Here is a 23,267-nt window from a genome sequence, read left to right as displayed (position 1 = left end):
CCGGGAAAACATCAGAACTTGATGGCGTGACGCCCGGCCAGCGAATGCGACAGCGTGGTGCCGTCGACCATCTCCAGCTCGCCACCCACCGGTACGCCGTGGGCGATGCGGCTGGCGAGCACGCCATACTGGCCGCACATCTCGGCGATGTAGTTGGCAGTCGCTTCCCCTTCCACCGTCGGGTTGGTGGCGAGGATCACTTCGGTGATGCTTTCCTTTTCCAGCCGTTGCTCCAGGCGATCGAGACCGATATCCCCCGGCCCGATGCCATCTAGCGGCGACAGATGGCCCATCAGCACAAAGTAGCGCCCGGCGAACTGGCCGGTCTGCTCGATGGCGTGAATATCCGCCGGGCTTTCCACCACACAAATCTGGCCGTTTTGCTGACGGCGCGGATTGGCGCAGATGGTGCAGATGTCCTGCTCGGTGAAGGTGCGGCAGTCGGCGCAGTGGCCGATTTCCGACATCGCGCGCGTCAACGCCTGCGCCAGGCGCATGCCGCCGCTGCGATCGCGCTGCAGCAACTGAAACGCCATGCGCTGCGCCGATTTCGGGCCGACGCCCGGCAGGCAGCGCAGCGCCTCCATCAGGGATTCAAGGAGCGGGCTGGTTTGCATCAGAACGGCATCTTGAAGCCAGGCGGCAACTGCATGCCGCTGGAAACGGAGGCCATTTTCTCTTTCTGAGTCTCTTCGATGCGGCGCGCGGCGTCGTTAAACGCGGCGGCGATCAGATCTTCCAGCATGTCTTTGTCATCTTCCATCAGGCTAGGATCGATCTCCACGCGGCGGCAGTTGTGTGCGCCGTTGATGGTGACTTTCACCAGGCCTGCGCCAGACTCGCCGGTCACTTCCAATTTGGCGACTTCTTCCTGCATCTGCTGCATTTTTTCTTGCATTTGCTGGGCTTGCTTCATCAGGTTGCCCAGACCGCCTTTACCAAACATAGTCGTCTCTCGTCGCTAGGGCCGCGCACCTCGCGCGGCGTTTAAAGGGGGCGGATACTCTCTTCATCCAGATCCGCGTCGAAGAACCGGCACAGCGTCTGGATATGGGTATCCGCAACGATGGACTGGCGCGCCTGCGCCAGCTTTTCTTCATAGATGGCTTGTCGCCACTCCAGCGGGGTGCGCTCCGCCGGATTATCGTCCTCCACCACGGTCAGCTCAACCGGACTGCCGTACAGCTCGCCGAGCGCTTCGGCCAGCGTCTTCTGCGCCGAAGGCGAATTCAGATGGCGCTGCGAAGACCGCAGATGGAGGTTAATCTTGCCCGCTTCCGGCTGCTGCTTGAAGGCGTTCAACGCCAGCTGCTGCACCAGTTTCGGGATCTTGAGCTTATCGATTTCCGCCGCCCAGGCGTCGCGCTCCAGCGATTCCACCACCAGCTTGGCGGCCAGCTCCGGCGTTTTCTCGTGCTCCAACGCCGTGCGCAGCGCTTTCGGCGTCGCCAACGGTTCCGGCGCCGCTTCCGGCTCGGTCTGCGCGCGCCAGCGATAGGCTTCCGGCTTCGCCGGTTTTTCCGGCACCTTCTTCTCCGCCAGGCGCTGCTGGCTACGCTCGGTCACGGAAGCCAAACGCCCCAGCGCCGAGTTTGCCGGCCGCGCTATTCCTGGCGCCGCCGGCTCATTCTTTTTTGGTGTGGATGCTCCCTGCTGCCGTTGCAGCTGGGACCGCGCTTTCAACAGCTGGGCGGTGGCATCCGGTAAAGGGGTCGATGATTGTCGCTGCGGCGCGGCCGGCTGCCCTAGCGGGGGCGGCACGTCCTGAAACTGCGGCGGCTGTGGCGATGTGGCCTGCTGCGGTTGCGCCATCGGCGCCGGCGCGGTCTGCACCAACGCCACCGGCTCCGGGATCACCGCTTTCGGGTGAAACGCCAGCGCACGCAGTAGAGTCATCTCAACCCCCATGCGACGATCCGGCGCATAGGCCAGCTCTTTGCGGCCCACCAACAGCGTTTGGTAATAGAGTTGCACATCGGCCGGCGGCAGAGTGCGCGCCAGCTCACGCAGCCGTTGTTCCACGGCGGCGTAGTGGTTGTCGAGCATCGAAGGCAGCAGTTGCACCATCGCAATGCGGTGCAGCAACGCCAGCGTCTCCACCAGCAGGTTTTCCCAGTCCACGCCGCGCGAAGCGGCCTGCGCGACCTGCGCCATCACCTTTTCGCCGTCGGCGCTGACCAGCGCTTCGAGGATCGCCAGCGGCTGCTCGTCATCGAGCGTGCCGAGCATCTGGCTGACGGTGGCGGCGGTCACCTGCCCCTGCCCCATGGCGATCGCCTGATCGGTCAGGCTCAGCGCATCGCGCATGCTGCCGTCGGCGGCGCGCGCCAGCAGTTGCAGCGCGCGGGCGTCGCTGGTGATCTGCTCCGCCGTCAGCACCGTTTCCAGCTGCTGACGGATCTGATCGACGTCCAGCGCTTTGAGGTGAAACTGCAGGCAGCGGGAAAGAATGGTCACCGGCAATTTTTGCGGATCGGTGGTGGCCAACAGGAATTTCACGTGCGATGGCGGCTCTTCCAGCGTCTTCAGCAACGCGTTGAAGCTGTGGCGCGAGAGCATGTGCACTTCATCGATCAGGTAGACCTTGAAGCGGCCGCGCGCCGGCGCGTACTGAACGTTGTCCAGCAGATCGCGGGTATCTTCCACCTTGGTTCGGGAAGCGGCGTCGATCTCGATCAGATCGACGAAACGCCCCTGTTCGATCTCACGGCAGTTGTCGCATTGGCCGCACGGCGTGGCGGTGATGCCGGTTTCACAGTTCAGGCCTTTAGCCAGCAGGCGCGCGATGGTGGTTTTCCCCACGCCGCGGGTGCCCGAGAACAGATAGGCGTGATGGATCCGCCCCAGCGAGAGGCCGTTGGCCAGCGCGGTCAGGACATGTTCCTGGCCGACCACGTCTGCGAACGTTTGAGGGCGCCACTTACGGGCGAGAACCTGATAGCTCATTAATACCGGAGAAGTCGAGTAATCTGGAGGGTCATGCTAACACAGCCCCGCGGCGATCCGCGAGGCCGTTGTGCCCAAGGGGCGATGCCGCATCAATGGCCGGCGAAGTCCACCAGGCAGTAGCAGTCGATACCCAGCTTGTTCAGACGCGCTTCCCCGCCCAGATCCGGCAGGTTGATGATGAACGCGGCGTCTTTCACTTCACCGCCCAGACGGCGGATCAGTTTGGTGGTTGCTTCGATGGTGCCGCCGGTCGCCAGCAGATCGTCCACCACCAGCACTTTGTCACCCGCGGTGATGGCGTCGGTGTGGATCTCCAGCTTGTCGGTACCGTACTCCAGCTCATAGCTTTCGCTGAGCGTGGCACGCGGCAGTTTGCCCGGTTTGCGCACCGGCACGAAACCGACGCCCAGCGCCAGCGCGACGGGCGCACCGAACAGGAAACCACGCGCTTCGGTACCCACCACCTTGGTCACGCCCGCTTCGCGATAGCGCTCAACCAGCAGCTCGATGCTGGCGGCGTAGGCCAACGGGTTTTCCAGCAGGCTGGTCACGTCGCGGAACAGGATGCCCGGCTTCGGATAATCCGGGATGGTTTTGATACTGTCTTTAATAAACTGAAGCTGCTGCGCAGTAGCGGTCATAATTGTTGCCTGATAAAGCTGCCTGAAAACCGGCGCGCCGCTCACCCGCCGCCTCTGGGTGAAACACACCGGAGAAGGAATGGCAGGCGATCCGCGCACGAAAACGCCCAAATCTATGCAAACTGGCGGACAAATGCAACCAGCGGCGCACAATCAGCGCTGTTTTTGTTGCGACAGGTCAATAACCGGCAGGCGCAGCATAAAGGTCAGCAAAATAGCCAACATCAGCAGCAACAGACCGCGCACCCACCAGATTTTCACCAGCCACAGCGAACAGGCGAAGGTCAGCACGATCACTAGCACCGCCTTCCACTTCGCTCCCGGCGGCAGCGCGCGATGCTGCTGCCAGTGGCGCAGATAAGGGCCAAACCAGGAACGGTACAGCAGCCAGTGATGAAAGCGCGGCGAAGAGCGGGCGAAGCACCAGGCAGCCAACAGCAGGAACGGCGTGGTCGGCAACAGCGGCAGCACCACGCCCAACGTCGCCAGCACCACCGCCAGCCAGCCCAAAATGATCAATAACCCTCGCTTCATGCGGCTCTTCGCTCCTCAATCGGTTGCGGCTTACTGTAGCATCGGCGCCGCGCCGGCGGAATATGCATGCGGCGCTTGTTTCAGGGCGGCATCGCGGGCAAGCTTACGCCTGTTGAAATCAAGAGGGAGCTTATGTGAGCACTCAGCGTCTATTACAGGTGTTGGCGCAGCAGATCGCGGCGCTGGCGGCCGAAGTCACTCCGCGCGGCGACGCCCCGATCCCGCAGGCGCGGTTCGACGTCGCCCTGTTCGCCAACCGCGGCACGCGGCTGCGCGACTACCTGGCCGAGGTGGAGAAAAACTTCGCCCAGCTGCAAAACGCCGCTAACGACAGCCGCGCCAGCCAGGTGGCCTTTCTGGCCGAAAAACTGGTTGCCCAAATCTCTGCCCTGCAGCGCGAGCTGGCAACCCAGGCGCTACGGCGCAAGAATCAGCCGAAGGAAGCCCCCGAGGCCGATCTGTACCACAAGCTGGCCGAGCACCAGGATTACGAACGCCGGCTGATCGCCATGATTCAGGATCGGGAAAGCCTGCTGGGGCGCCAGACCACACTGGCGGCGCAGCAAAAGCTGCAGCACGAGCTGGCGGCGCTGGAGGGGAGACTGATGCGCTGCCGTCAGGCGCTGGCGCGCATCGAGCGCAATATCGAGCGCAAAGAAAACGGTTTTTGAAGATTTATCACAATATTTTAATGATTATTCCCGGTTGCGCGCCGGGTTCACTATACTCTGCCGAGACACGAGTTTTTCATCCCATTAATTAATAAGCGCAGGTGCTATGTCTCTGGAAAATGCCTCACCCGAACTGCAGCTGGCGGTAGACTTGATTTACCTGCTGGAATGCAACGAGATCGATCCGGCTACCGCGTTGGCAGCACTGGATATCGTCAAACGGGATTATCAGGAAAAGCTGCAGCGCGCCGGCGTCACCTCTCCCTATTTGCCTGCCGGACAGTAATCAGGGACAGCCCGCTGTCCCTTCCATCTTTCAACGCACATCAGCCCGCCGTCTGGCCGCCTTCATCCGGCGAGAGCGTTCTTTTCACTTCCTGCACTTCATTGCCCTGCTGGTTATGCAGATACACCTCCAGCTGATTGAAGGCGATGTCGATGCCGTTTTCCCGGCACAAGCGGTCGATTGAGCGGTTCAGTTCGTCCACCGTGTAGCTGCGATCGCGCAGTTCCCGTACATAGAGCCGCAGTTCGTGATCCAGCGTGCTGGCCCCGAAGTTGAGGAAGAACACCTGCGGTTCGGGATCGGTCATCACCCGCGGGTTGTCGTGCGCCGCCTGCAGCAGCACCTTTTTCACCTTGTCGAGATCGGAACCGTAGGCCACGCCCACCTTGATCAGCACGCGGGTGATGGTGTCGGACAGTGACCAGTTGATCAGCCGCTCGGTGACGAACGCCTTGTTCGGAATGATTACCTCTTTGCGATCGAAGTCGGTAATGGTGGTGGCACGAATGCGGATCTTGCTGACCGAACCGGAGAAGGTGCCGATGGTGATGGTATCGCCGATGCGGATCGGGCGTTCGAACAGAATGATCAGGCCGGAGACGAAGTTGGCGAAGATCTCCTGCAGGCCAAAGCCAAGCCCGACCGTCAGACCGGCGGCCAGCCATTGCAGTTTGTCCCAGGATACGCCCAGCGATCCCAGCGCAACCACGGCGCCCACGGCGGTGATCAGGTAAGTGAGCACGGTGGTGATGGCATAAGACGCCCCCTGCCGCAGCTGCAGCCGCGACAGCACCACCACCTCCAGCAGGCCGGGCAAGTTGCGGGTGAGCACATAAGCGACGATCACCGCGGCGATCGCCACCATCATGTTACCCAGCGTCACCGCCTGCGACACGCTGCTGCCCGCCACGGTGCTGGTGTAATGCCACAGCGTGATGCTGTCCAGGTAAGCGATGACCGTCACCAGATCCGACCAAATGGCGTAGAAGGCGCTGGCGAAGATGGCGAACAGCACCAGGGTGGTCAGGCGCAGCGACTGCTGGTTGATCTGATCGAGCGCCAGCGGCGGCTCTTCCACCACCGCTTCGCCGCCTTCGGCCCCCTCTTTCACCACGTTTTGCCGCCGCGCCAGCGCGCGCCGGTAGGCCAAACGCCGCGCCGCCACGCTCAGGCCGCGCAGGGCAGTCAGATACACGATATTCCACAGGAAGAACAGATACAGGCTGTCTATCCAGCGGCTGGCCAGCCGCAGCGTGGTATAGAAGTAACCGGCGAACATCAGCCCCAGCAGGATCAGCGGTGTGGCGGCAAGCGCGGTCACCACCACCAGCCGCACGGCATGCGAGCCCTTTTCACGCCAGCTGTCGCGGCACAGCGGGAACACCAGCACCGCAAGCAGCGCCAGCGTCAACATCACCACGATCTGGCCGATGACGTCTTCCACCAGACGCAGCGGCGCTTTCTCGCCCAATACCGACCAGAAGATCAGCGGCTGCAGCGCCAGCCCCAGCCGCAGCGTCTGGCGGCGGTAATGCGCGCACAGGTTAGCGCCGAAGTTGAAATGCCGCTCGGCGATGCCGCCCGGTTTCAGCATGCGATAGCTGAAGCCGAACACCAGCCACGACAACGCCAGCTGCTGCGACAACGCCCAAATAAAGTCGCTGATACCCAAATCCGCGCGATACATCCAGAAACCGACGCCGAGCAGCAGCGCGGCGCCAGGCAACACCTTCAGCAAGGTCAGCGCGATGGCCTTCGGCGTGTGCAGTTGGCCGTCGCGCTTCAGTTGCCCCACGTCGTTGGCCAGCTTTTGCAAATGACTGTCGATCAACCGGTAGCGCCAGCGCAATACCCCGATCGCCAACAGCAACGGGATCAGGAACACCAGCGCATTCAAGCCGCCCTGCAATAGCTTGCCACCGTCGAATTTGAGATCGAGCCCGGCGAGCTGATCGCGCACCGCCTCCGGCATTGCCTTCAGCCACGCCAGATCGACCGGCTTGTTGCTGTTGACCCAGAAAATCTGCTGGGTCAGCGTATCCTGCAGCGAGCCGTAAACGCTGGTGAGCTGCTGTTGGTTGATCTGCAGGTTGATCGACAGCGACAGCTGGTTGCTGAGCTGCTTGTTCAGCTGATCCAGCAGTTCGCGGCGCATGTCGACGATCTCGTTCAGTGCGTCGATCACTTCCGGGCCGGCCTTTTCCTTGCTCTCTGCCACCAGCTGATTGATGTAATCCTCACCCTTGAACAGATCGTCGCGTTGCTGATTGATATCGAACTGCTCCAGCCGCAGATCGGCGATGCGCGTGTCTATATCAGCCAGCAGCGTGCCCTGCGGCAGGCTCTGCTGCTGCTGATACAGAATGCGCGACAGCACCAGGCTGCCCTTCAGCACCTGGATCTGCTCTTTCAGGTTACGTTCCGCCTGCAGACCGCGATCGAGCCAGTTTTTGACACGAATATTCTGCTGGAACAGGGTGTTGCTCTCTTCGGTGGCGGCAATCAGCTGTTGGCTCAACTGTCGGTTGACGTCCAGCTGCTTGCTGACCAGCTGATCGTGCTGGATATCGGTGGCGTCTTCCGGGTTCTGCGCCTCTTTGGCGGTTTTTTCAGACAGCGTCAGGCGCTTGCTGTTGACGAGCTCCTGCAGCAGCTGCACCGACCGATCCAGCGCATCGATATGTGCCGTGGTGTAATCACGCTGTTTTTGCAGCAGATCTTGTAGCGTAGTGTTGGCTTCCAGGCTCTTGCGCTGCAGCTCCAACTGCGCGTTGAGCAGCGCCTGTTCGGTGGCCAGCATGACCTGCTGGCTATTGCGCAGCGAATCTTGCCCCGGCGTCTGGCCGCTGAGCTGGCTGCGGATCTCCTGCAGGCGCTGCGAAGCGGCGTACATGGTGCTCTGCACCCGTTCAGGCTGGGTTTGCAGCGACACCAGTTGGCTGTTGTAGGTCGAGAGGCTCTCCTGCGCGCTTTGCAGCTCGTCGAGCGTTTGATACAGCCGGCTTTCCAGCTGGCGCAGCGACAGCGGCAACAGCGCGGCGCGCGCGGCCGCGTTGTCCGTCGGCTGCTTCAGCGCATCCAGTTCGGCGGTGACCTGATTGAGCTTCGCCGGCGCCTGCTGCACCTGCTGTTTAAGCTGTGCGACGTCTTGCCGGTTGCGCTCGATGGCATCCAGCAGTTCCAGCGTGCGGGTCAAATCCTGCTGGGAGAGCTTTTCGACCGGCGTCAGGGTTTTTTGTTTGTTCAGCGTTTCCAGCTGGCTTTGCACTTCGCTGCGCTGCGGCAGATCGCCGTTCAGCGCCGCCTGTGCCGGCAAGCAACACGCAAAAATCAGGAAAAGGAGTGTCACGGCGGCGATGCGCCGCCGGCATGCGCCGACAAACGTGAGCGGCGTCAGAGAAGGCAGAGTCAACCAGCGATGCATGATTTGGCTTCGGATCGGTAAAGAAGCCTGAAGATTATCACGACCGCCGGCGGGCAACGAACAACAAAAACGTTGCCGGTGATGTCTCGTTGTCGCGAAATCAGAAAGTCAGCACTTTCTCCGCCGCCAGCGTCCACTGCGCCAGCTCGACCAAGGTGCCGATCGCCACGCCGTCCGCCAGCGGCAAGCGGCTGACGCCGCGCGCGTCGGCGCAGGTCTTGCACAGCTTGACCGGCACCTGCTGCGCGGTGAGGATCTCCAGCATCTGCTGCAGATGGTACCCTTCGTGCGGCTGCTGTCCGGCCAGCCCGGCCACCACCGCGTCGGACATCAGAAACAGCCGCAGGTCGAGGCTGCTCTGCTGCTCTTTCATGGCGATGGCCAACCGCAGCGCATTGAACAAGGATTCATGGCCATAGGCGGCGCCATTGGCAATAAGAACAACTGATGACATGAAATCTCTCCTTATAAAGGAACGCGGTCGGCGTCAGGCGTCACCGCGTCGGGTTTGAGGCGCAAGGTGGGGCAAAACTGCAGCATCTCCAAAAACGCGTCCACCAGCGCTTCGGCTTCGGCCCGCAGATCGAAACTTTCCGGCATAAACAGCCAGTTTTCCATCAGGCCGGTGATATAACCGCGCAGGATGATCGCCGCACGACGGGTATGTAAATCGGCGGGCAATTGCCCGTGGTGAATGCAGTTATACAGCACCGCTTCGATGCGTTCATAACCGGCGAGGTACAGCACCTTGCGCGAATCCAGCAGCGGCATCATTTCACCGACAAACTCGCATTTGTGGAATATAATTTCCATCAACGCCCGCCTACGGCCGTCTTCAACCGTAGACGTCAGAATGTAAATCAGAATTTCTCGGATAACCCGCAGTGGATTATCGGGAAACTTTGCCTGATACTCTGTTTCGAGCTGGTCAATTTTCGGCTCGGTAGATTCCCAAACTTCATTAAACAGGTCTACCTTATTCTTGAAGTGCCAGTAGATGGCTCCACGCGTAACCCCGGCAGCGGTGGCAATATCTGTCAGTGACGTTGCAGCAACGCCACGTTCAGAGAACTCTCTCACCGCAGCATCAAGGATTTGCTGTCGGGTTTCTTGCGCCTGCTGTTTGGTTTTTCGTGCCATGGCATTGTTATTTAGGGGGAGTGTGATTTACATACATTCGCGAATGTATGTACCATAGCACGCACATATAATTAACGCAGCAATGGGTTTTAAAGCTTGTGATCCATTGATCATTTTGAAATCGGACACTTGAGGTTTTTCTATGAACAAAAACAGAGGGTTAACGCCTCTGGCGGCCGTTCTGATGCTTTCAGGCAGCTTAGTGCTAACAGGATGTAACGATAAAGAAACCCAACAGCAAGGCGCCCAACAACAGGCGCCTGAAGTGGGCGTAGTCACCTTGAAGGCTGAGCCTCTCAACATTACTACCGATCTTCCTGGCCGCACCGCTGCGTATCGTATCGCCGAAGTTCGCCCTCAGGTCAGCGGCATCATCCTGAAGCGCAACTTCGTTGAAGGCAGCGATATCAAGGCCGGGACGTCTCTGTACCAAATCGATCCCGCAACCTATCAAGCCAGCTACGACAGCGCGAAAGGCGATTTGGCCAAAGCACAGGCCAGCGCTTCCATCGCACGCGTGACGGTAAACCGCTACAAGCCATTGCTGGGCACGAGCTACATCAGTAAACAGGACTACGACAACGCCGTCTCCACGCTGCAGCAGGCGGACGCCGCCGTCGTGGCCGCCAAGGCCGCCGTGGAAACCGCGCGCATCAACCTGGCGTACACCAAGGTGACCTCTCCGATCTCCGGCCGCATCGGCAAGTCCGCCGTGACCGAAGGCGCTCTGGTCAGCAACGGCCAGGCAACCGCACTGTCTACCGTGCAGCAGCTGGATCCGATGTATGTCGACGTCACCCAGTCAAGCACTGATTTCCTGCGCCTGAAGCAAGAGCTGGCCAGCGGCGCGCTGAAGCAGGAAAACGGCAAGGCAAAAGTGAAACTGATGCTGGAAAACGGCACCGAATACGCGCAGGAAGGCACGCTGGAGTTCTCTGACGTCACCGTCGATGAAACCACTGGCTCCATCACCATTCGCGCCCTGTTCCCTAACCCGAACGATACGCTGTTGCCGGGCATGTTCGTACGCGCCCGTCTGGACGAAGGCGTGCGCAGCGATGCGCTGCTGGTGCCTCAGCAAGGCGTTACCCGCAACCCGCGCGGCGACGCGACGGCGTTGGTGGTAGGGGCAGACGACAAAGTTGAGCTGCGCACGCTGAAGGCCGACCAGGCGATCGGCGACAAATGGCTGGTTACCGATGGCCTGAAATCCGGCGATCGCGTGATCGTCTCCGGCCTGATGAAAGTGCATCCGGGCGCGCAGGTAAAAGTGCAGGAAGTTGACACTCAGGCGCAAAAACAGCCGCAGTCTGAAGCGCAGAAGTCATAAAAAGGAGCCTGTAATACATGGCTAAGTTCTTTATAGATCGCCCGATTTTCGCCTGGGTAATCGCCATCATCGTCATGTTGGCGGGGGTGCTTGCAATAATGAAACTGCCAATCGCGCAGTATCCCACTATTGCACCGCCGGCGGTGAGTATTTCCGCCAACTACCCGGGCGCAGATGCCAAAACGGTGCAGGATACCGTCACGCAGATTATCGAACAGAACATGAACGGTATCGATAACCTGATGTACATGTCCTCCACCAGTGATTCCTCTGGTAGCGTCACCATTACCCTGACGTTTGATTCCGGCACCGATCCTGACATCGCGCAGGTTCAGGTTCAGAACAAACTGTCGTTGGCCACCCCGTTACTGCCGCAAGAAGTTCAGCAACAGGGCCTGAAAGTAGAAAAATCCAGCAGCAGCTTCCTGATGGTGGCCGGCTTCGTTTCCGACGATCCGAACATGACTCAGGACGATATTGCGGACTACGTGGCGTCCAACATCAAGGACCCGATCAGCCGTTCGTCCGGCGTGGGTGAAGTGCAGCTGTTCGGTGCCCAGTACGCGATGCGTATCTGGCTGGATCCGAACAAGCTGAACAACTTCCAGCTGACGACCACGGACGTGACCTCCGCCATCACCGAGCAGAACAACCAGATCGCCGCAGGCCAGCTGGGCGGCCTGCCGCCGGTGCCGGGGCAGCAGTTGAACGCCTCGATCATCGCGCAGACCCGTCTGACTTCGCCGGAAGAGTTCGGCAAGATCCTGCTGAAAGTGAATACCGACGGTTCTCAGGTACGCCTGCGCGACGTCGCTCACATCGAGCGCGGCGCGGAAAGCTATGCCGTTACCGCTCGCTACAACGGCAAGCCTGCCGCCGGCCTGGGTATCAAACTGGCGACCGGCGCCAACGCCTTGAACACTGCCAAAGGTGTGAAAGACGAGCTGGCCAAGATGGCGCCATTCTTCCCGCAAGGGATGAAAGTGGTTTATCCGTACGACACCACCCCATTCGTTAAAATCTCCATCAACGAAGTGGTGAAAACGCTGATCGAAGCCATCATCCTGGTCTTCCTGGTGATGTATCTGTTCCTGCAGAACTTCCGCGCGACGCTGATCCCAACCATCGCGGTGCCGGTAGTACTGCTGGGGACCTTTGCGATCCTCGCCGCGTTCGGCTTCTCGATAAACACCCTGACGATGTTCGGCATGGTGTTGGCGATCGGCCTGCTGGTGGATGACGCCATCGTGGTGGTGGAAAACGTCGAGCGCGTCATGTCCGAAGAGGGGCTGCCGCCGAAAGAAGCTACCCGTAAATCGATGGGCCAGATCCAGGGCGCGCTGGTGGGTATCGCCATGGTGCTGTCGGCGGTATTCGTGCCGATGGCGTTCTTCGGCGGTTCAACCGGCGCCATCTATCGCCAGTTCTCGATCACCATCGTGTCCGCGATGGCGTTGTCGGTGCTGGTGGCCTTGATCCTGACGCCGGCGCTGTGCGCCACCCTACTCAAACCGATCCCGAAAGGCGATCACGGGGTTAAAACAGGCTTCTTCGGCTGGTTTAACCGCATGTTCGAGAAGAGCACGCATCACTATACCGACAGCGTGGGCAACATCCTGCGCAGCACCGGCCGCTATCTGATCATCTACCTGTTGATCGTGGTTGGCATGGGCCTGCTGTTCCTGCGCCTGCCTTCCTCGTTCCTGCCGGACGAAGATCAGGGCATCCTGTTGACCATGGTGCAGTTGCCTGCCGGTGCCACCGAGTCCCGTACCAACAAAGTGCTGGAAGAAGTCTCTGACTACTTCCTGAACAAGGAAAAGGACAACGTGGTTTCGGTGTTTACCGTCGCGGGCTTCGGCTTCAACGGTAACGGCCAGAACAACGGCCTGGCATTCGTCAGCCTGAAAGACTGGGGTGAGCGTCCAGGGGCCGGGAACAAGGTCGAGGCGATCGCGGGCCGTGCCATGGGTGCCTTCTCGCAGATTAAAGAAGGCCTGGTGTTCCCGTTCAACCTGCCGGCGATCATCGAACTCGGTACCGCAACCGGCTTCGACTTCGAGCTGATTGACCAGGGTGGCCTGGGGCACGAAAAACTGACCGAAGCGCGTAACCAGCTGTTGGGCATGGTTGCTCAGCATCCGGACGTGCTGGTGGGTGTGCGCCCGAACGGCCTGGAAGATACGCCGCAGTTCAAACTGATCGTCGATCAGGAGAAAGCCAAGGCGCTGGGCGTCAGCATCACTACCATCAACAGCACGCTGAGCACCGCCCTGGGTGGTTCGTACGTCAACGACTTCATCGACCGCGGTCGTGTGAAGAAGGTGTATGTACAGGCCGACGCGCCGTTCCGTATGCTGCCGGAAGACATCAACAAGTGGTACGTGCGCGGTACCAGCGGCCAGATGGTGCCATTCTCCGCCTTCTCTTCGGCGAAGTGGGAATACGGCTCACCGCGTCTGGAACGCTATAACGGCCTGCCGTCGATGGAAATTCTGGGCCAGGCCGCACCGGGCAAGAGTACCGGTGAAGCGATGAACCTGATGGAACAGCTGGCATCCAAACTGCCAAGTGGCATCGGTTACGACTGGACCGGTATGTCCTATCAGGAACGTCTGTCGGGCAACCAGGCGCCGGCGCTGTACGCCATCTCGATTCTGGTGGTGTTCCTGTGTCTGGCAGCGCTGTATGAAAGCTGGTCCGTGCCGTTCTCGGTCATGCTGGTATTGCCGCTGGGGGTTATCGGTGCGTTGCTGGCCGCGACGATGCGCGGCATGAACAACGACGTGTACTTCCAGGTGGGGCTGCTGACCACCATCGGTCTATCGGCGAAGAACGCCATCCTGATCGTTGAGTTCGCCAAGGATCTGATGGAGAAAGAAGGCAAAGGTCTGATCGAAGCGACGTTGGAAGCGGTGCGTATGCGTTTGCGTCCAATCCTCATGACATCTCTGGCCTTCATCCTCGGGGTTCTGCCGCTGGTTATCAGCAGCGGCGCAGGCTCCGGCGCACAGAACGCGGTAGGTACCGGCGTAATGGGCGGGATGATCACCGCCACCGTCTTGGCGATCTTCTTCGTGCCGGTGTTCTTCGTGGTGGTTCGCCGCCGCTTCAGCAAGAAGAACGAAGACCTGGAACACAGCCATCCGGTAGAACACCACTGATCGCTCAGTGAAGGGATCTCTACCCGATAACCGAAAAGGCCGCGCATGCGGCCTTTTTCTTTTGCTTCAGTTGCTTAATGCAAACCGTTCTCATTAATTCACTTTTGTGTGCAATTTGCGCTTGATCGCGATGCCAGGTCGGCGCATAATTATTGTTATAGTATAACATTACACGAGAGAGCCATTATGAAACCCGGCATCCACCCCGATTACCGCACCGTGGTGTTCCACGACGTCAGCGCCAATGCCTACTTCAAAGTGGGATCGACCATCAAAACCGATCGCACCATCGAACTGGACGGCGAAAGCTGGCCGTATGTCACCCTTGACGTCTCTTCTGCTTCGCATCCGTATTACACCGGCAAGCAGAAAGACTATTCCAAAGAAGGCAGCACGGCGCGCTTCCAGCAGCGCTTTGGCCGCTTTATCGGCAATAAGTAACAAGGAAATCCCATGCAGGTATTGAGTTCATTGCGTTCGGCGAAAAACCGCCACCCGGATTGCAAAGTCGTGCGTCGTCGTGGCCGCATCTATGTGATCTGTAAAAGCAATCCGCGATTCAAAGCGGTACAGGGACGTAAGAAAAAGCGTTAACTCCAAAGTGTCATCTGTCGCAAAGCCCCGTTGCTGCTCAACGGGGCTTTTTTTTTACGGCGAGAAAGTACCTGCAAGCCGTCCCCCGCCGGCAGGCGGGGGCGGAGATTACTTCATGCTGCTCAGCAGCGCGTCGACATTGTGCTTGAACGCCTGCTCATAGGTGGCCGCCGGGCCGCCCGCGCGGGAGAGCGCTTCAGGGTACAGCTCGCCGCCCGCCTTGGCGCCGGTGGCGGCGGCGATCTGTTTCACCAACCGCGGATCGGTCTGATTTTCGATAAAGTAAGCGTTGACCTTTTCCTGTTTGATTTGCTTGATCAGATTGGCCACGTCGCTGGCGCTGGCTTCGGCCTCGGTGGAAAACCCGACCGGGGCAAGGAAGGTGACGCCATACTCTTGCCCAAAGTAGCCAAACGCATCATGGCTGGTCAGCACCTTACGTTTCTGTGGTGGCACTGCGGCGAACTGGGTTTTGGCCCACTGGTCCAGCTTTTGCAGCTGCTGAATGTATCCGGCTCCGCGCTGGCGAAAATAGTTGGCATCCTCGGGATCGGCGGCAATCAGGGCGTTCATCACGTTAGTGGCGTACTGTACGCCGTTTTTCATGCTGTTCCAGGCGTGAGGATCGGTAATCGGTTTGCCGTCCTCTTCCATCTGGCGGGTACTGATCCCCTGTGAAGCGGTGATCACCTGCCCTTTATAACCCGAAGCGCTGACCAAGCGATCGATCCACCCTTCCAGCCCCAGACCGCTGACGAACACCACATCAGCCTGAGCCAGCTTCTTGCCGTCCTGCGGCGAAGGCTCGAAGCTGTGCGGATCGCCATCCGGCCCCACCAGCGTGCTGACCTTGACGTGATCGCCGCCCACCTCTTTGACGATATCACCCAGAATGGAAAAGCTGGCGACGGCGTCGACGGTCTTCGCCATCGCCCATGGGCTGGCCAGCAGAGCAGCAACCGCCAGCGATATAGGTAAACGTTTCATACTTTCTCCTTGCAAATGGCACTTCTCAACGGCGCGCGAAGGCGCAAATGCCTCCGCGCGTTCCAAACAGGATCGAGACGAAAAAGATGACGCTGGCGCTGAGCACGATCGCCGGGCCGGCAGGCAACGACGCGTAATAGGACCACACCAGCCCAATCACGCTGGACAGCGCGCCGATACCCATCGCCGTCGCCAGCGTCTGCGGCAGATTGCGCGCCCAGAAGCGCGCGCTGGCGGCGGGCAGCATCATCAGCCCCACCGACATCAGGGTGCCGAGGATCTGGAATCCTGCCACCAGATTGACCACAACCAGCGCCAGAAATAGGCCGTGGATCAGCGCCAACCGGCGCGGGGCGTTGACGCGCAGAAAAGTGACGTCGAAGGATTCGATCACTAACGCGCGGTACAGCGCCGCCAATGCCAGCAGCGAAACCGAGGCGATCGCACCGACCATCAGCATGGCCTGCGCATCCACCGCCAAAATCGAACCGAACAGCACGTGCAGCAGATCCACGCTGGAACCGCGCAGCGAGACCAGCGTGACCCCCAGCGCCAGTGACCCCAGATAGAACCCGGCGAAGCTGGCATCTTCTTTTAACGGCGTGCGGCGGCTCACCAGGCCGGACAGCATCGCCACCGCCAACCCGGCGATAAAACCGCCCACCCCCATCGCCACCAGCGACATGCCGGAGATCAGATAACCGATCGCCGCGCCCGGCAACACCGCGTGGGACAATGCGTCCCCGACCAGGCTCATGCGGCGCAGCAGCAGAAACACGCCCAGCGGGGCGGCGCTGAGCGACAACGCCAGGCACGCCATGAGCGCGCGGCGCATAAAACCGAAAGAGAGGAAAGGATCGATAAGCCCATGCAACAACATCATGGCGCCACCGCCCGCAGATCCGGCTGCCGTTCGGCGGCGTGATACCTCGGCACCTGTTCCAGCACCCGCTTGGCCGCGCCCCAGTGGCAAGCCTGCGGCGTCAGCAACAGTACCTGTGAAAAATGCTCGGCGACCATCGACATATCGTGCAGCACGGCGATCACCGTTTTCCCCTGCCGGTGCAGTTGTGCAATCACCTGCAGCAAAATTTGCGTGGTGGCGCTGTCGATACCGGTGAAAGGTTCATCCAGCAAAATCAGCGGCGCCTGTTGGACCAGCAGGCGCGCAAACAACCCCCTCTGCAGCTGGCCGCCGGACAGTTCACCCACCGGAGTGTGCGCCAGCGCGCTCATGCCAACGCTCGCCAACGCCTCGTTGACCTGGCTCGCCGCACGCTTGCTCATGCCGCCGAACATGCCACTTTGCGGCCAACAGCCCATCGCCACCAGATCGCTTACCGCAATCGGGAATTGCCGATCCAGCTCAGCCTGTTGCGGTAGATAAGCTCTGCGCGGCGGCTTTCCGCCGATAAAACTCAGGCTGCCGCCCAGCGGCGGCAACAATCCGGCGAAGGTTTTCAGCAGCGTCGACTTACCTGCCCCGTTGACGCCCACCACCGCGGTGAGCGATCCGGCGGTAAACTGCCCGCTCAGCGGCGGGAAAAGCGGCGTGGCGCCATAGCCTATCGCCAGCTGACGCAAGGTAATCATGGCAGCGACACCGCCCAGAAGATGCCGAGCCACAGCAGGGCCAGCAGCATAACGGCACCTGCGCAACGCGCGGCAGCAGAGGTGGTGAACAACGAATTCAGTGACGGCGTGGCGTCATGTTGCGAAGTGGGAGTCAATGTCGTAGCCAAAAATGATGGGTTTATAGTTATAATATAACATCACATACACTGTCGCATCTCAAGCTATGGCGCGACAATAATGCAACGGAACGTAACAATCTCTCGCGCAGCGGCACTTTCCCCCCAAGCCTCCTTATCAAATCCAGGGATATTCCCATTCGGTTGAAATGTTGGCGTAAGGTAAAGAACAGCGGTAAATCGAAAAATTTACCGACGAGGGAGGAAAAGGAGTAAGATAAGCAGATAACATTGCTGTTGGCCGAGATTAATGCTTGTTACCCTTGCCTGTAACCTGGATGTCAACGCACTTTCTGTTAACAAATTAAAGAAAGTGATTAATGACAATATAGCGGAGTTAGTGCCGGCGCTGACCAGCGGACTCAGTTTTTATTCTGAAAGCGCACGCTATGCCGAAGATTCATTAGAAATACTTGATATAGTGCAACAGGGTGGTAGCGATTATTCAATGAGTTATCGTTATAAGTGGGGCATTTTTAATGCCTGCCTGGATATCAACAGCGAAGACACTCTCAGCGATAGCGTCCGGTTCCGTGTGACAGAACGGGGTTTAATCTTCGACATCATTGATAACTCACGTCCATCAACAGCGGATGAATTGTAAGTTTACGTAATAACTACAGGCCAAACGCGAAAAAATGATTTATATTCACTTTACGGGAAGTTTATTTAAAGACCGTTAAGCTGCCTCCGTCCATGATGTAAATCAGCTTACTCACATAGTGTTATCACACCGCAATTAAGACTTACGGAGGGGATGATATGGATGAGTATTCGCCTAAGCGACACGACATTGCTCAGCTCAAATTCTTGTGCGAAAATTTGTATGATGAAGGTATCGCTACCCTGGGAGACAGTCATCATGGGTGGGTCAACGATCCGACGTCCTCCGTCAACCTGCAGCTTAATGAGTTGATCGAACATATCGCTTCGTTTGTGATGAGCTATAAAATTAAATACATGGACGAATCTGACCTGTCGGAGTTAGTCGAAGAATATCTCGATGATACCTATACGCTGTTCAGCAGTTACGGTATCAATGATTCCGACCTGCGCCGCTGGCAAAAAACCAAGGCGAGATTATTCAGAATGTTCTCAGGAGAGGACATCTGTACGACAATGAAAACTTAAGGGATAATTATTCCCGAGCTATTTTTACGGTTATTAAACTAAAGGCCACCATGACTAAAACCGACTATCTGATGCGTTTACGTAAATGCACCACGATTGATACTCTCGAACGTGTTATTGAGAAAAATAAGTACGAGCTTTCCGATGATGAACTGGAGCTGTTTTACTCAGCGGCCGATCACCGTCTGGCAGAGCTCACCATGAACAAACTGTATGACAAAATCCCCACCTCCGTTTGGAAATATGTCAGATAATCAGACCCCCAACGCGTTGAGCCGATGCTTTTATCGGCTTCAATGTTCAAGCTGAATACGTACTTTTCCTATTGACAGTAAAACTTCATTTGCACTCCCCCTTTCAATAATAATATTGCCTGGAAGCAATTTTCTTTTTAAATCGAGACAGGTTACGCCATCGCCCCCTCATTATGCTTGCATCCAGAACCGCTAATTCATTATCCAAAAGAATTGAGGGCGGGAAGAAAAGAAATGCCTTGTCGCTCTGCCTGATGGCAGAAAGGGATAATCGATGAGTAGAAGAGAGACGGCAAAAGTGCGGATTGGCGAAGGCCAAATGGGTGGGGACCCTGCCAGCTACATCCCGGCACACACGTCACCTGCTGCGGCTGCTTCCTTCCGGACCTGACCGAGTTCACAAGTTAGTGTTGCGGGAGAACCAACAGGGCCCCCATTGACGGCTTCTGTACTCTGAAGCGGTGGGCATTATCGGCGATGCCCCGCCAAATAGCAAGCCAACCGGGGCTAACCGCTGTTTTCTTACCCACCTGCACTGTGGCACACTCTTCGCCTGGGTTTTGACTCGCGCAGGAACAGCAATATGCAACCAGAAGACGCCTCTTTCAGCCAGCGGGTATTCCACATCGTGGCCGCCATTCCTTACGGCAAAGTCACCACCTACGGCGAAGTCGCCCGGCTGGCCGGTTCACCGCGTGCCGCGCGCCAGGTTGGCGGCGTGCTGCGGCGTTTGCCGGAAGGCAGCGCGCTGCCCTGGCACCGGGTGATCAACCGGCACGGACAGATCTCGCAGCAGGGGGAGGATTTTCAACGGCAACGGCAGGCACTGCTGGCGGAAGGGATTATTTTCGGCCCGCACAGCACGGTCGATTTCGAGCGCTACGGCTGGCGCTGGTAAAACAAAACAGCCTTTGGCCGAAGCGCAAAGGCTGTTGATTTCATCTTGCTGTACCGCAGGAAATTTACTGCATGGCGGTTGGCGCAGCCTGAATCGGCACACCCTGAACCGGAACCAGCAGCAGATCGGCGCGGGTGCCGTTGCGGTTAACCACTTCCTGGATAGTGTCGGTAATAAACATCAGTCGCCCGTTGACCGTCACCGCCGCGCTCAGAATGATACGCGCATTCGGTTGGATGTCGGACGGATTGTACGGTAGCGTAAAGTTGAATGGCGCCTGTTGCCCTTCAGTACGTATCGCGCGCTGTGCAATCACTTTGGACGGGGCATCCGCCAGCGAGGCGTCAGAGAGGGTGACCGTCAGTACGGCGTCCGGCGGCAGCGCAATACGCTGACGTATATTAACCGAACCTGTCACCGCCGGGCCTTGAATCTGCGTTTGCGCAGCCGCCGGATTACCGGCCGCCTGTGTAGGCACATCAGCACTCTTTTGCGCGCATCCTGCCAGCGTGATCGTCAGTGCCGCGGCACCGCCTACGATTTGCCAGAGTTTCATGGATCGGTCTCCTTTTTTATTATCAACATGTTGGTGGCTTTCACCACCGCACTTATTAAACCTAGCACAAAACACTGATAAATCCACTTTACCCCGCCTATTAATCACTTAAACAGCCCAAGGCGCCCACGATTAAGAGCATTCTCATCGGCCCTGTAATGCAAAATGTTGACGCCACGCCGTGATATTCCGCACACTGCGCAAAATGATTATTAGAAAGGTAACAATTTTATGAGCCAGGCATTGCAAAACCTCCTTGATCTGCTGGATCTGGAGAAAATCGAAGAAGGACTGTTCCGCGGCCAAAGCGAAGATCTGGGGCTGCGCCAGGTGTTCGGTGGACAGGTTGTCGGCCAAGCGCTCTACGCCGCCAAGCAGACGGTGCCGGACGAGCGCAGCGTGCACTCGTTCCACAGCTACTTCCTGCGCCCGGGCGACAGCAGCAAACCCATCGTTTACGACGTAGAAACCCTGCGCGACGGCAACAGCTTCAGCGCCCGTCGCGTCAGCGCTATTCAGCACGGCAAACCTATTTTCTATATGACCGCCTCTTTCCAAAGCCCGGAAACCGGTTTCGAGCACCAGAACCTGATGCCGGACGTGCCGCCTCCAGAAGGGCTGCTGTCCGAGTCAGAGATCGCCCAGAAGCTGGCGCATATGCTGCCGGAAAAAGTGCGCGAAAAATTTATCGGCCAGAAGCCGATCGAAATGCGCCCGGTGAAATTCCACAATCCGTTGAAAGGCAGCGTGGAAGAGCCGCATCGCTACGTGTGGTTCCGTGCCAACGGCAGCATGCCGGACGATCAGCGCATCCACCAATATCTGCTGGGCTACGCGTCGGACTTTAACTTCCTGCCGACGGCGCTGCAGCCACACGGCGTCGGCTTCCTCGAGCCGGGCATGCAGGTGGCCACCATTGACCACTCAATGTGGTTCCACCGTCCGTTCCGTATGGATGACTGGTTGCTGTACGCGGTGGAGAGCTCCTCCGCCTCCGGCGCACGGGGCTTTGTGCGCGGCCAGATCTACACTCGCGACGGCGTACTGGTCGCCACCACCGTGCAGGAAGGGGTGATTCGCCAGCGCGACGCCTAATCCGCAATATAAAGTAAGGGGCGATGTTTCCATCGCCCCTTTTTGCTTCATCATTATTTTAGTCTTTCGCGCACTACCCTGCTTCGAGTCTTATTGGTTGTAGGCGCTCTCGCCGTGGCTGTTGACATCCAGCCCTTCGCGCTCCTGCTCTTCCGGCACTCTCAGCCCCACCATCGCGCCCGCAATCTTGAAGGCGATAAAGGCGGCGACGCTTGACCACACCAGCGTAATCACGACGCTCAGCAGCTGGATCCACACCTGATGGCCCATCGTCACGCCTTCGGCATAGCCGGTGCCACCGAGGGAAGAAGCGGTGAACACGCCGGTCAGCAGACAGCCGACAATGCCGCACACCCCGTGCACGCCGAACACGTCGCAGGTGTCGTCCACCTTAAGCCATTTCTTCAACGTCACGACGCCCCACAGGCCGGCGACGCCGCCCACCAGGCCGATGATCAACGCCCCACCCACGCCGACGGTGCCCGCCGCCGGCGTCACCGCAACCAGCCCGGCGATCATGCCGGAGCAGGCGCCCAGCAGCGAAGGCTTGCCGCGCAGCACCCACTCGGCGAAGGTCCAGGAGAGAATGGCGCCCGCGGTAGCCACCACCGTGTTGAGGAATGCCAGGGCCGCGATGCCGTTGGCCGCGCTGGCGGAACCGGCGTTGAAGCCGAACCAGCCGATATACAGGATGGACGCCCCGGTAAACACCATCGGCAGGTTGTGCGGTTTGAACGCCTCTTTACCGAAGCCGGCGCGTTTGCCGAGCAGATAGGCGCCGATCAGCCCGGCGCTGGCGGCGTTGATGTGCACCACGGTGCCGCCGGCGAAGTCCAGCGCGCCGTCGGTGGCCAAATAGCCACCGCCCCACACCATGTGCGCGATCGGCAGGTAAGACAGGGTGAACCACACGATCGCGAAGATCAGCACCGCCGAGAAGCGAATGCGTTCGGCGAAGCCCCCCACCACCAGCGCCACGGTAATGCAGGCGAAGGAGGCCTGGAAAGCGACGTGGATCATCTGGCTGATGCTGCCAGTGACGCTGTCGATGCCGATGCCTTTCAGCATCGCCGTCTCGAATCCGCCGAACACCGCATTGCCTTCGCTGAACGCCAGGCTGTAGCCATACAGCACCCACAGCACGCAGACCAGCGCGAAGGTGACGGTGACCTGCGTCAGCATCGACAGCACGTTTTTGCCGCGCAGCAGGCCGCCGTAAAACAGCGCGATGCCCGGCAGCGTCATGAACAGCACCAACGCGGTGCAGATCATCATAAAGGCGTTGTCGGCCTTATCGGCGACCGCCGGGGCGGCCAGGGCCAAAGAAGGAACCAGGGTTACCGAACTCAGGCCCAACATGGATAACAGTCTTTTCATTATCAATCCATCCCCATTGCTTAACTGAGTTCGTGGTTACAGTGCCGATTCGTCGGTTTCGCCGGTGCGAATGCGGATCACGCGTTGCAACTCGGCAACGAAAATTTTGCCGTCGCCGATTTTACCGGTGTAGGCGGCTTTGCTAATCACATCAACCACTTCATCCAACTGATCGTCGGCGATAGCGATATCGATTTTGACCTTGGGCAAGAAGTTGACGTTATATTCGGCGCCGCGATACAGCTCGGCATGCCCCTTCTGGCGGCCAAAGCCCTTCACTTCGGTTACGGTCAACCCCTGAATGCCCACGGAGGACAGAGCCTCGCGCACATCCTCCAGCTTGAACGGTTTGATTACCACGGTCACCAGCTTCATATTGCCCCTCCACGAATTAAGCCCAAACTCACCCCTGGTACGCGTCATATGTAGCAAGGGCTGTGCCAAATTTAATTTTGCATGACGATTCAGCGGATTAGCGCACACGC

Annotated in this window: 25 protein-coding genes, 1 other RNA gene and 1 other annotated feature; of the genes, 11 read left to right on the top strand and 15 right to left on the bottom strand. The window is 58.8% G+C overall.

What is annotated here, in order from left to right; translation table 11 throughout:
- Positions 1-11: 11 nt before the first annotated feature.
- From recR to ACJ8J4_RS10270, 5 genes are all read right to left on the bottom strand, one after another.
- Positions 12-617, bottom strand: coding sequence for a recombination mediator RecR (gene recR, locus ACJ8J4_RS10290; RefSeq protein WP_025301791.1), 606 nt, complete (start codon positions 615-617; stop codon positions 12-14).
- Complete coding sequence (locus ACJ8J4_RS10285; RefSeq protein ID WP_025301790.1) at positions 617-946, bottom strand: YbaB/EbfC family nucleoid-associated protein; 330 nt, start codon at positions 944-946, stop codon at positions 617-619. The genes recR and ACJ8J4_RS10285 overlap by 1 nt, the downstream gene beginning before the upstream one ends.
- 41 nt (positions 947-987) lie before the next feature.
- On the bottom strand, positions 988-2,946 hold the full coding sequence (dnaX, locus tag ACJ8J4_RS10280) for a DNA polymerase III subunit gamma/tau (RefSeq protein WP_127146258.1): 1,959 nt from the start codon (positions 2,944-2,946) through the stop codon (positions 988-990).
- Positions 1,591-1,655 (bottom strand) — a sequence feature (DnaX frameshifting element). (Overlaps the previous gene by 65 nt.)
- Before the next feature lie 92 nt (positions 2,947-3,038).
- Positions 3,039-3,590, bottom strand: a complete 552-nt coding sequence (gene apt / locus ACJ8J4_RS10275; RefSeq protein ID WP_019454166.1) for an adenine phosphoribosyltransferase — start codon at positions 3,588-3,590, stop codon at positions 3,039-3,041.
- A 153-nt stretch (positions 3,591-3,743) separates the two neighbouring features.
- Entirely contained in the window at positions 3,744-4,124 is a 381-nt protein-coding gene (locus ACJ8J4_RS10270; RefSeq protein WP_043135674.1) for a DUF454 family protein, read from the bottom strand.
- A 134-nt stretch (positions 4,125-4,258) separates the two neighbouring features.
- Between ACJ8J4_RS10270 and priC the strand changes: the two genes are divergently transcribed.
- Both priC and rsmS read left to right on the top strand, forming a co-directional pair.
- Positions 4,259-4,795 (top strand): primosomal replication protein PriC, encoded by a 537-nt coding sequence (gene priC, locus ACJ8J4_RS10265; protein ID WP_049209315.1) that lies wholly within the window; start codon positions 4,259-4,261, stop codon positions 4,793-4,795.
- A 106-nt stretch (positions 4,796-4,901) separates the two neighbouring features.
- Positions 4,902-5,081 carry a pleiotropic regulatory protein RsmS gene (rsmS, locus tag ACJ8J4_RS10260; RefSeq protein WP_016928837.1) on the top strand — a complete coding sequence of 60 codons (180 nt, stop codon included), beginning with the start codon at positions 4,902-4,904 and terminating at the stop codon, positions 5,079-5,081.
- 40 nt (positions 5,082-5,121) lie between these two features.
- On the opposite strand, the gene mscK is transcribed toward rsmS, so the two are convergent.
- The 3 genes from mscK to acrR all read right to left on the bottom strand — a co-directional run bounded on the left by mscK (position 5,122) and on the right by acrR (position 9,645).
- Positions 5,122-8,505, bottom strand: a complete 3,384-nt coding sequence (gene mscK, locus ACJ8J4_RS10255) for a mechanosensitive channel MscK (protein WP_049209313.1) — start codon at positions 8,503-8,505, stop codon at positions 5,122-5,124.
- A gap of 100 nt (positions 8,506-8,605) precedes the next feature.
- Positions 8,606-8,959 (bottom strand): DsrE/DsrF/TusD sulfur relay family protein, encoded by a 354-nt coding sequence (locus tag ACJ8J4_RS10250; protein ID WP_004940282.1) that lies wholly within the window; start codon positions 8,957-8,959, stop codon positions 8,606-8,608.
- An 11-nt stretch (positions 8,960-8,970) separates the two neighbouring features.
- Positions 8,971-9,645, bottom strand: coding sequence for a multidrug efflux transporter transcriptional repressor AcrR (gene acrR, locus ACJ8J4_RS10245; RefSeq protein WP_043135668.1), 675 nt, complete (start codon positions 9,643-9,645; stop codon positions 8,971-8,973).
- 142 nt (positions 9,646-9,787) lie between these two features.
- Here acrR and sdeX point away from each other — a divergent pair, with 142 nt between their 5' ends.
- From sdeX to ykgO, 4 genes are all read left to right on the top strand, one after another.
- On the top strand, positions 9,788-10,975 hold the full coding sequence (sdeX, locus tag ACJ8J4_RS10240) for a multidrug efflux RND transporter periplasmic adaptor subunit SdeX (RefSeq protein WP_025301784.1): 1,188 nt from the start codon (positions 9,788-9,790) through the stop codon (positions 10,973-10,975).
- A gap of 17 nt (positions 10,976-10,992) precedes the next feature.
- Positions 10,993-14,139, top strand: a complete 3,147-nt coding sequence (sdeY, locus tag ACJ8J4_RS10235) for a multidrug efflux RND transporter permease subunit SdeY (RefSeq protein ID WP_025301783.1) — start codon at positions 10,993-10,995, stop codon at positions 14,137-14,139.
- A 186-nt stretch (positions 14,140-14,325) separates the two neighbouring features.
- Positions 14,326-14,580, top strand: coding sequence for a type B 50S ribosomal protein L31 (locus ACJ8J4_RS10230; protein ID WP_004940303.1), 255 nt, complete (start codon positions 14,326-14,328; stop codon positions 14,578-14,580).
- Positions 14,581-14,592: 12 nt separating this feature from the next.
- Positions 14,593-14,733 (top strand): type B 50S ribosomal protein L36, encoded by a 141-nt coding sequence (gene ykgO / locus ACJ8J4_RS10225; protein WP_004940304.1) that lies wholly within the window; start codon positions 14,593-14,595, stop codon positions 14,731-14,733.
- Between the two features lie 108 nt (positions 14,734-14,841).
- On the opposite strand, the gene ACJ8J4_RS10220 is transcribed toward ykgO, so the two are convergent.
- From ACJ8J4_RS10220 to ACJ8J4_RS10210, 3 genes are read right to left on the bottom strand one after another with little or no spacing between them, the layout of a single operon-like run.
- Entirely contained in the window at positions 14,842-15,720 is an 879-nt protein-coding gene (locus tag ACJ8J4_RS10220; RefSeq protein ID WP_049209312.1) for a metal ABC transporter substrate-binding protein, read from the bottom strand.
- Between the two features lie 25 nt (positions 15,721-15,745).
- The gene (locus ACJ8J4_RS10215) at positions 15,746-16,603 is read right to left on the bottom strand and encodes a metal ABC transporter permease (RefSeq protein ID WP_043135664.1); all 858 of its coding nucleotides are present in this window, start codon (positions 16,601-16,603) and stop codon (positions 15,746-15,748) included.
- A complete protein-coding gene (locus ACJ8J4_RS10210) occupies positions 16,600-17,313 on the bottom strand; it encodes a metal ABC transporter ATP-binding protein (RefSeq protein WP_025301780.1) in 714 nt (237 codons plus the stop codon). Before ACJ8J4_RS10210 ends, ACJ8J4_RS10215 begins: the two co-directional genes overlap by 4 nt.
- Before the next feature lie 408 nt (positions 17,314-17,721).
- Here ACJ8J4_RS10210 and ACJ8J4_RS10205 point away from each other — a divergent pair, with 408 nt between their 5' ends.
- The 3 genes from ACJ8J4_RS10205 to ACJ8J4_RS10195 all read left to right on the top strand — a co-directional run bounded on the left by ACJ8J4_RS10205 (position 17,722) and on the right by ACJ8J4_RS10195 (position 18,856).
- The gene (locus tag ACJ8J4_RS10205; RefSeq protein WP_025301779.1) at positions 17,722-18,075 is read left to right on the top strand and encodes a hypothetical protein; all 354 of its coding nucleotides are present in this window, start codon (positions 17,722-17,724) and stop codon (positions 18,073-18,075) included.
- A gap of 158 nt (positions 18,076-18,233) precedes the next feature.
- Positions 18,234-18,602, top strand: coding sequence for an Hha toxicity modulator TomB (gene tomB, locus ACJ8J4_RS10200; RefSeq protein WP_004940312.1), 369 nt, complete (start codon positions 18,234-18,236; stop codon positions 18,600-18,602).
- A 50-nt stretch (positions 18,603-18,652) separates the two neighbouring features.
- On the top strand, positions 18,653-18,856 hold the full coding sequence (locus tag ACJ8J4_RS10195; protein WP_004940313.1) for an HHA domain-containing protein: 204 nt from the start codon (positions 18,653-18,655) through the stop codon (positions 18,854-18,856).
- Between the two features lie 330 nt (positions 18,857-19,186).
- Here ACJ8J4_RS10195 and ffs read toward each other — a convergent pair.
- Positions 19,187-19,283, bottom strand: an RNA gene (ffs, locus tag ACJ8J4_RS10190) — signal recognition particle sRNA small type.
- 156 nt (positions 19,284-19,439) lie between these two features.
- On the opposite strand from ffs, the gene ACJ8J4_RS10185 reads away from it, so the two are divergent.
- Positions 19,440-19,754 (top strand): MGMT family protein, encoded by a 315-nt coding sequence (locus ACJ8J4_RS10185; RefSeq protein ID WP_025301778.1) that lies wholly within the window; start codon positions 19,440-19,442, stop codon positions 19,752-19,754.
- A gap of 64 nt (positions 19,755-19,818) precedes the next feature.
- On the opposite strand, the gene ACJ8J4_RS10180 is transcribed toward ACJ8J4_RS10185, so the two are convergent.
- Positions 19,819-20,310 carry a YbaY family lipoprotein gene (locus tag ACJ8J4_RS10180; RefSeq protein WP_025301777.1) on the bottom strand — a complete coding sequence of 164 codons (492 nt, stop codon included), beginning with the start codon at positions 20,308-20,310 and terminating at the stop codon, positions 19,819-19,821.
- Positions 20,311-20,541: 231 nt separating this feature from the next.
- On the opposite strand from ACJ8J4_RS10180, the gene tesB reads away from it, so the two are divergent.
- The gene (gene tesB, locus ACJ8J4_RS10175) at positions 20,542-21,405 is read left to right on the top strand and encodes an acyl-CoA thioesterase II (RefSeq protein WP_016928847.1); all 864 of its coding nucleotides are present in this window, start codon (positions 20,542-20,544) and stop codon (positions 21,403-21,405) included.
- A 90-nt stretch (positions 21,406-21,495) separates the two neighbouring features.
- Here tesB and amtB read toward each other — a convergent pair whose 3' ends face one another.
- Positions 21,496-22,782, bottom strand: coding sequence for an ammonium transporter AmtB (amtB, locus tag ACJ8J4_RS10170; protein WP_049295142.1), 1,287 nt, complete (start codon positions 22,780-22,782; stop codon positions 21,496-21,498).
- Positions 22,783-22,818: 36 nt separating this feature from the next.
- Positions 22,819-23,157, bottom strand: coding sequence for a P-II family nitrogen regulator (glnK, locus tag ACJ8J4_RS10165; RefSeq protein ID WP_004940327.1), 339 nt, complete (start codon positions 23,155-23,157; stop codon positions 22,819-22,821).
- Positions 23,158-23,267 lie beyond the last annotated feature (110 nt).

It is taken from the genome of Serratia sp. CY47280 (genome assembly GCF_052168655.1).
GTDB classification, from domain to species: Bacteria; Pseudomonadota; Gammaproteobacteria; order Enterobacterales; family Enterobacteriaceae; genus Serratia; species Serratia bockelmannii.
Note: the sequence above shows the minus strand (reverse complement) of the source record. Positions and strands in the feature narration are given on the sequence as shown.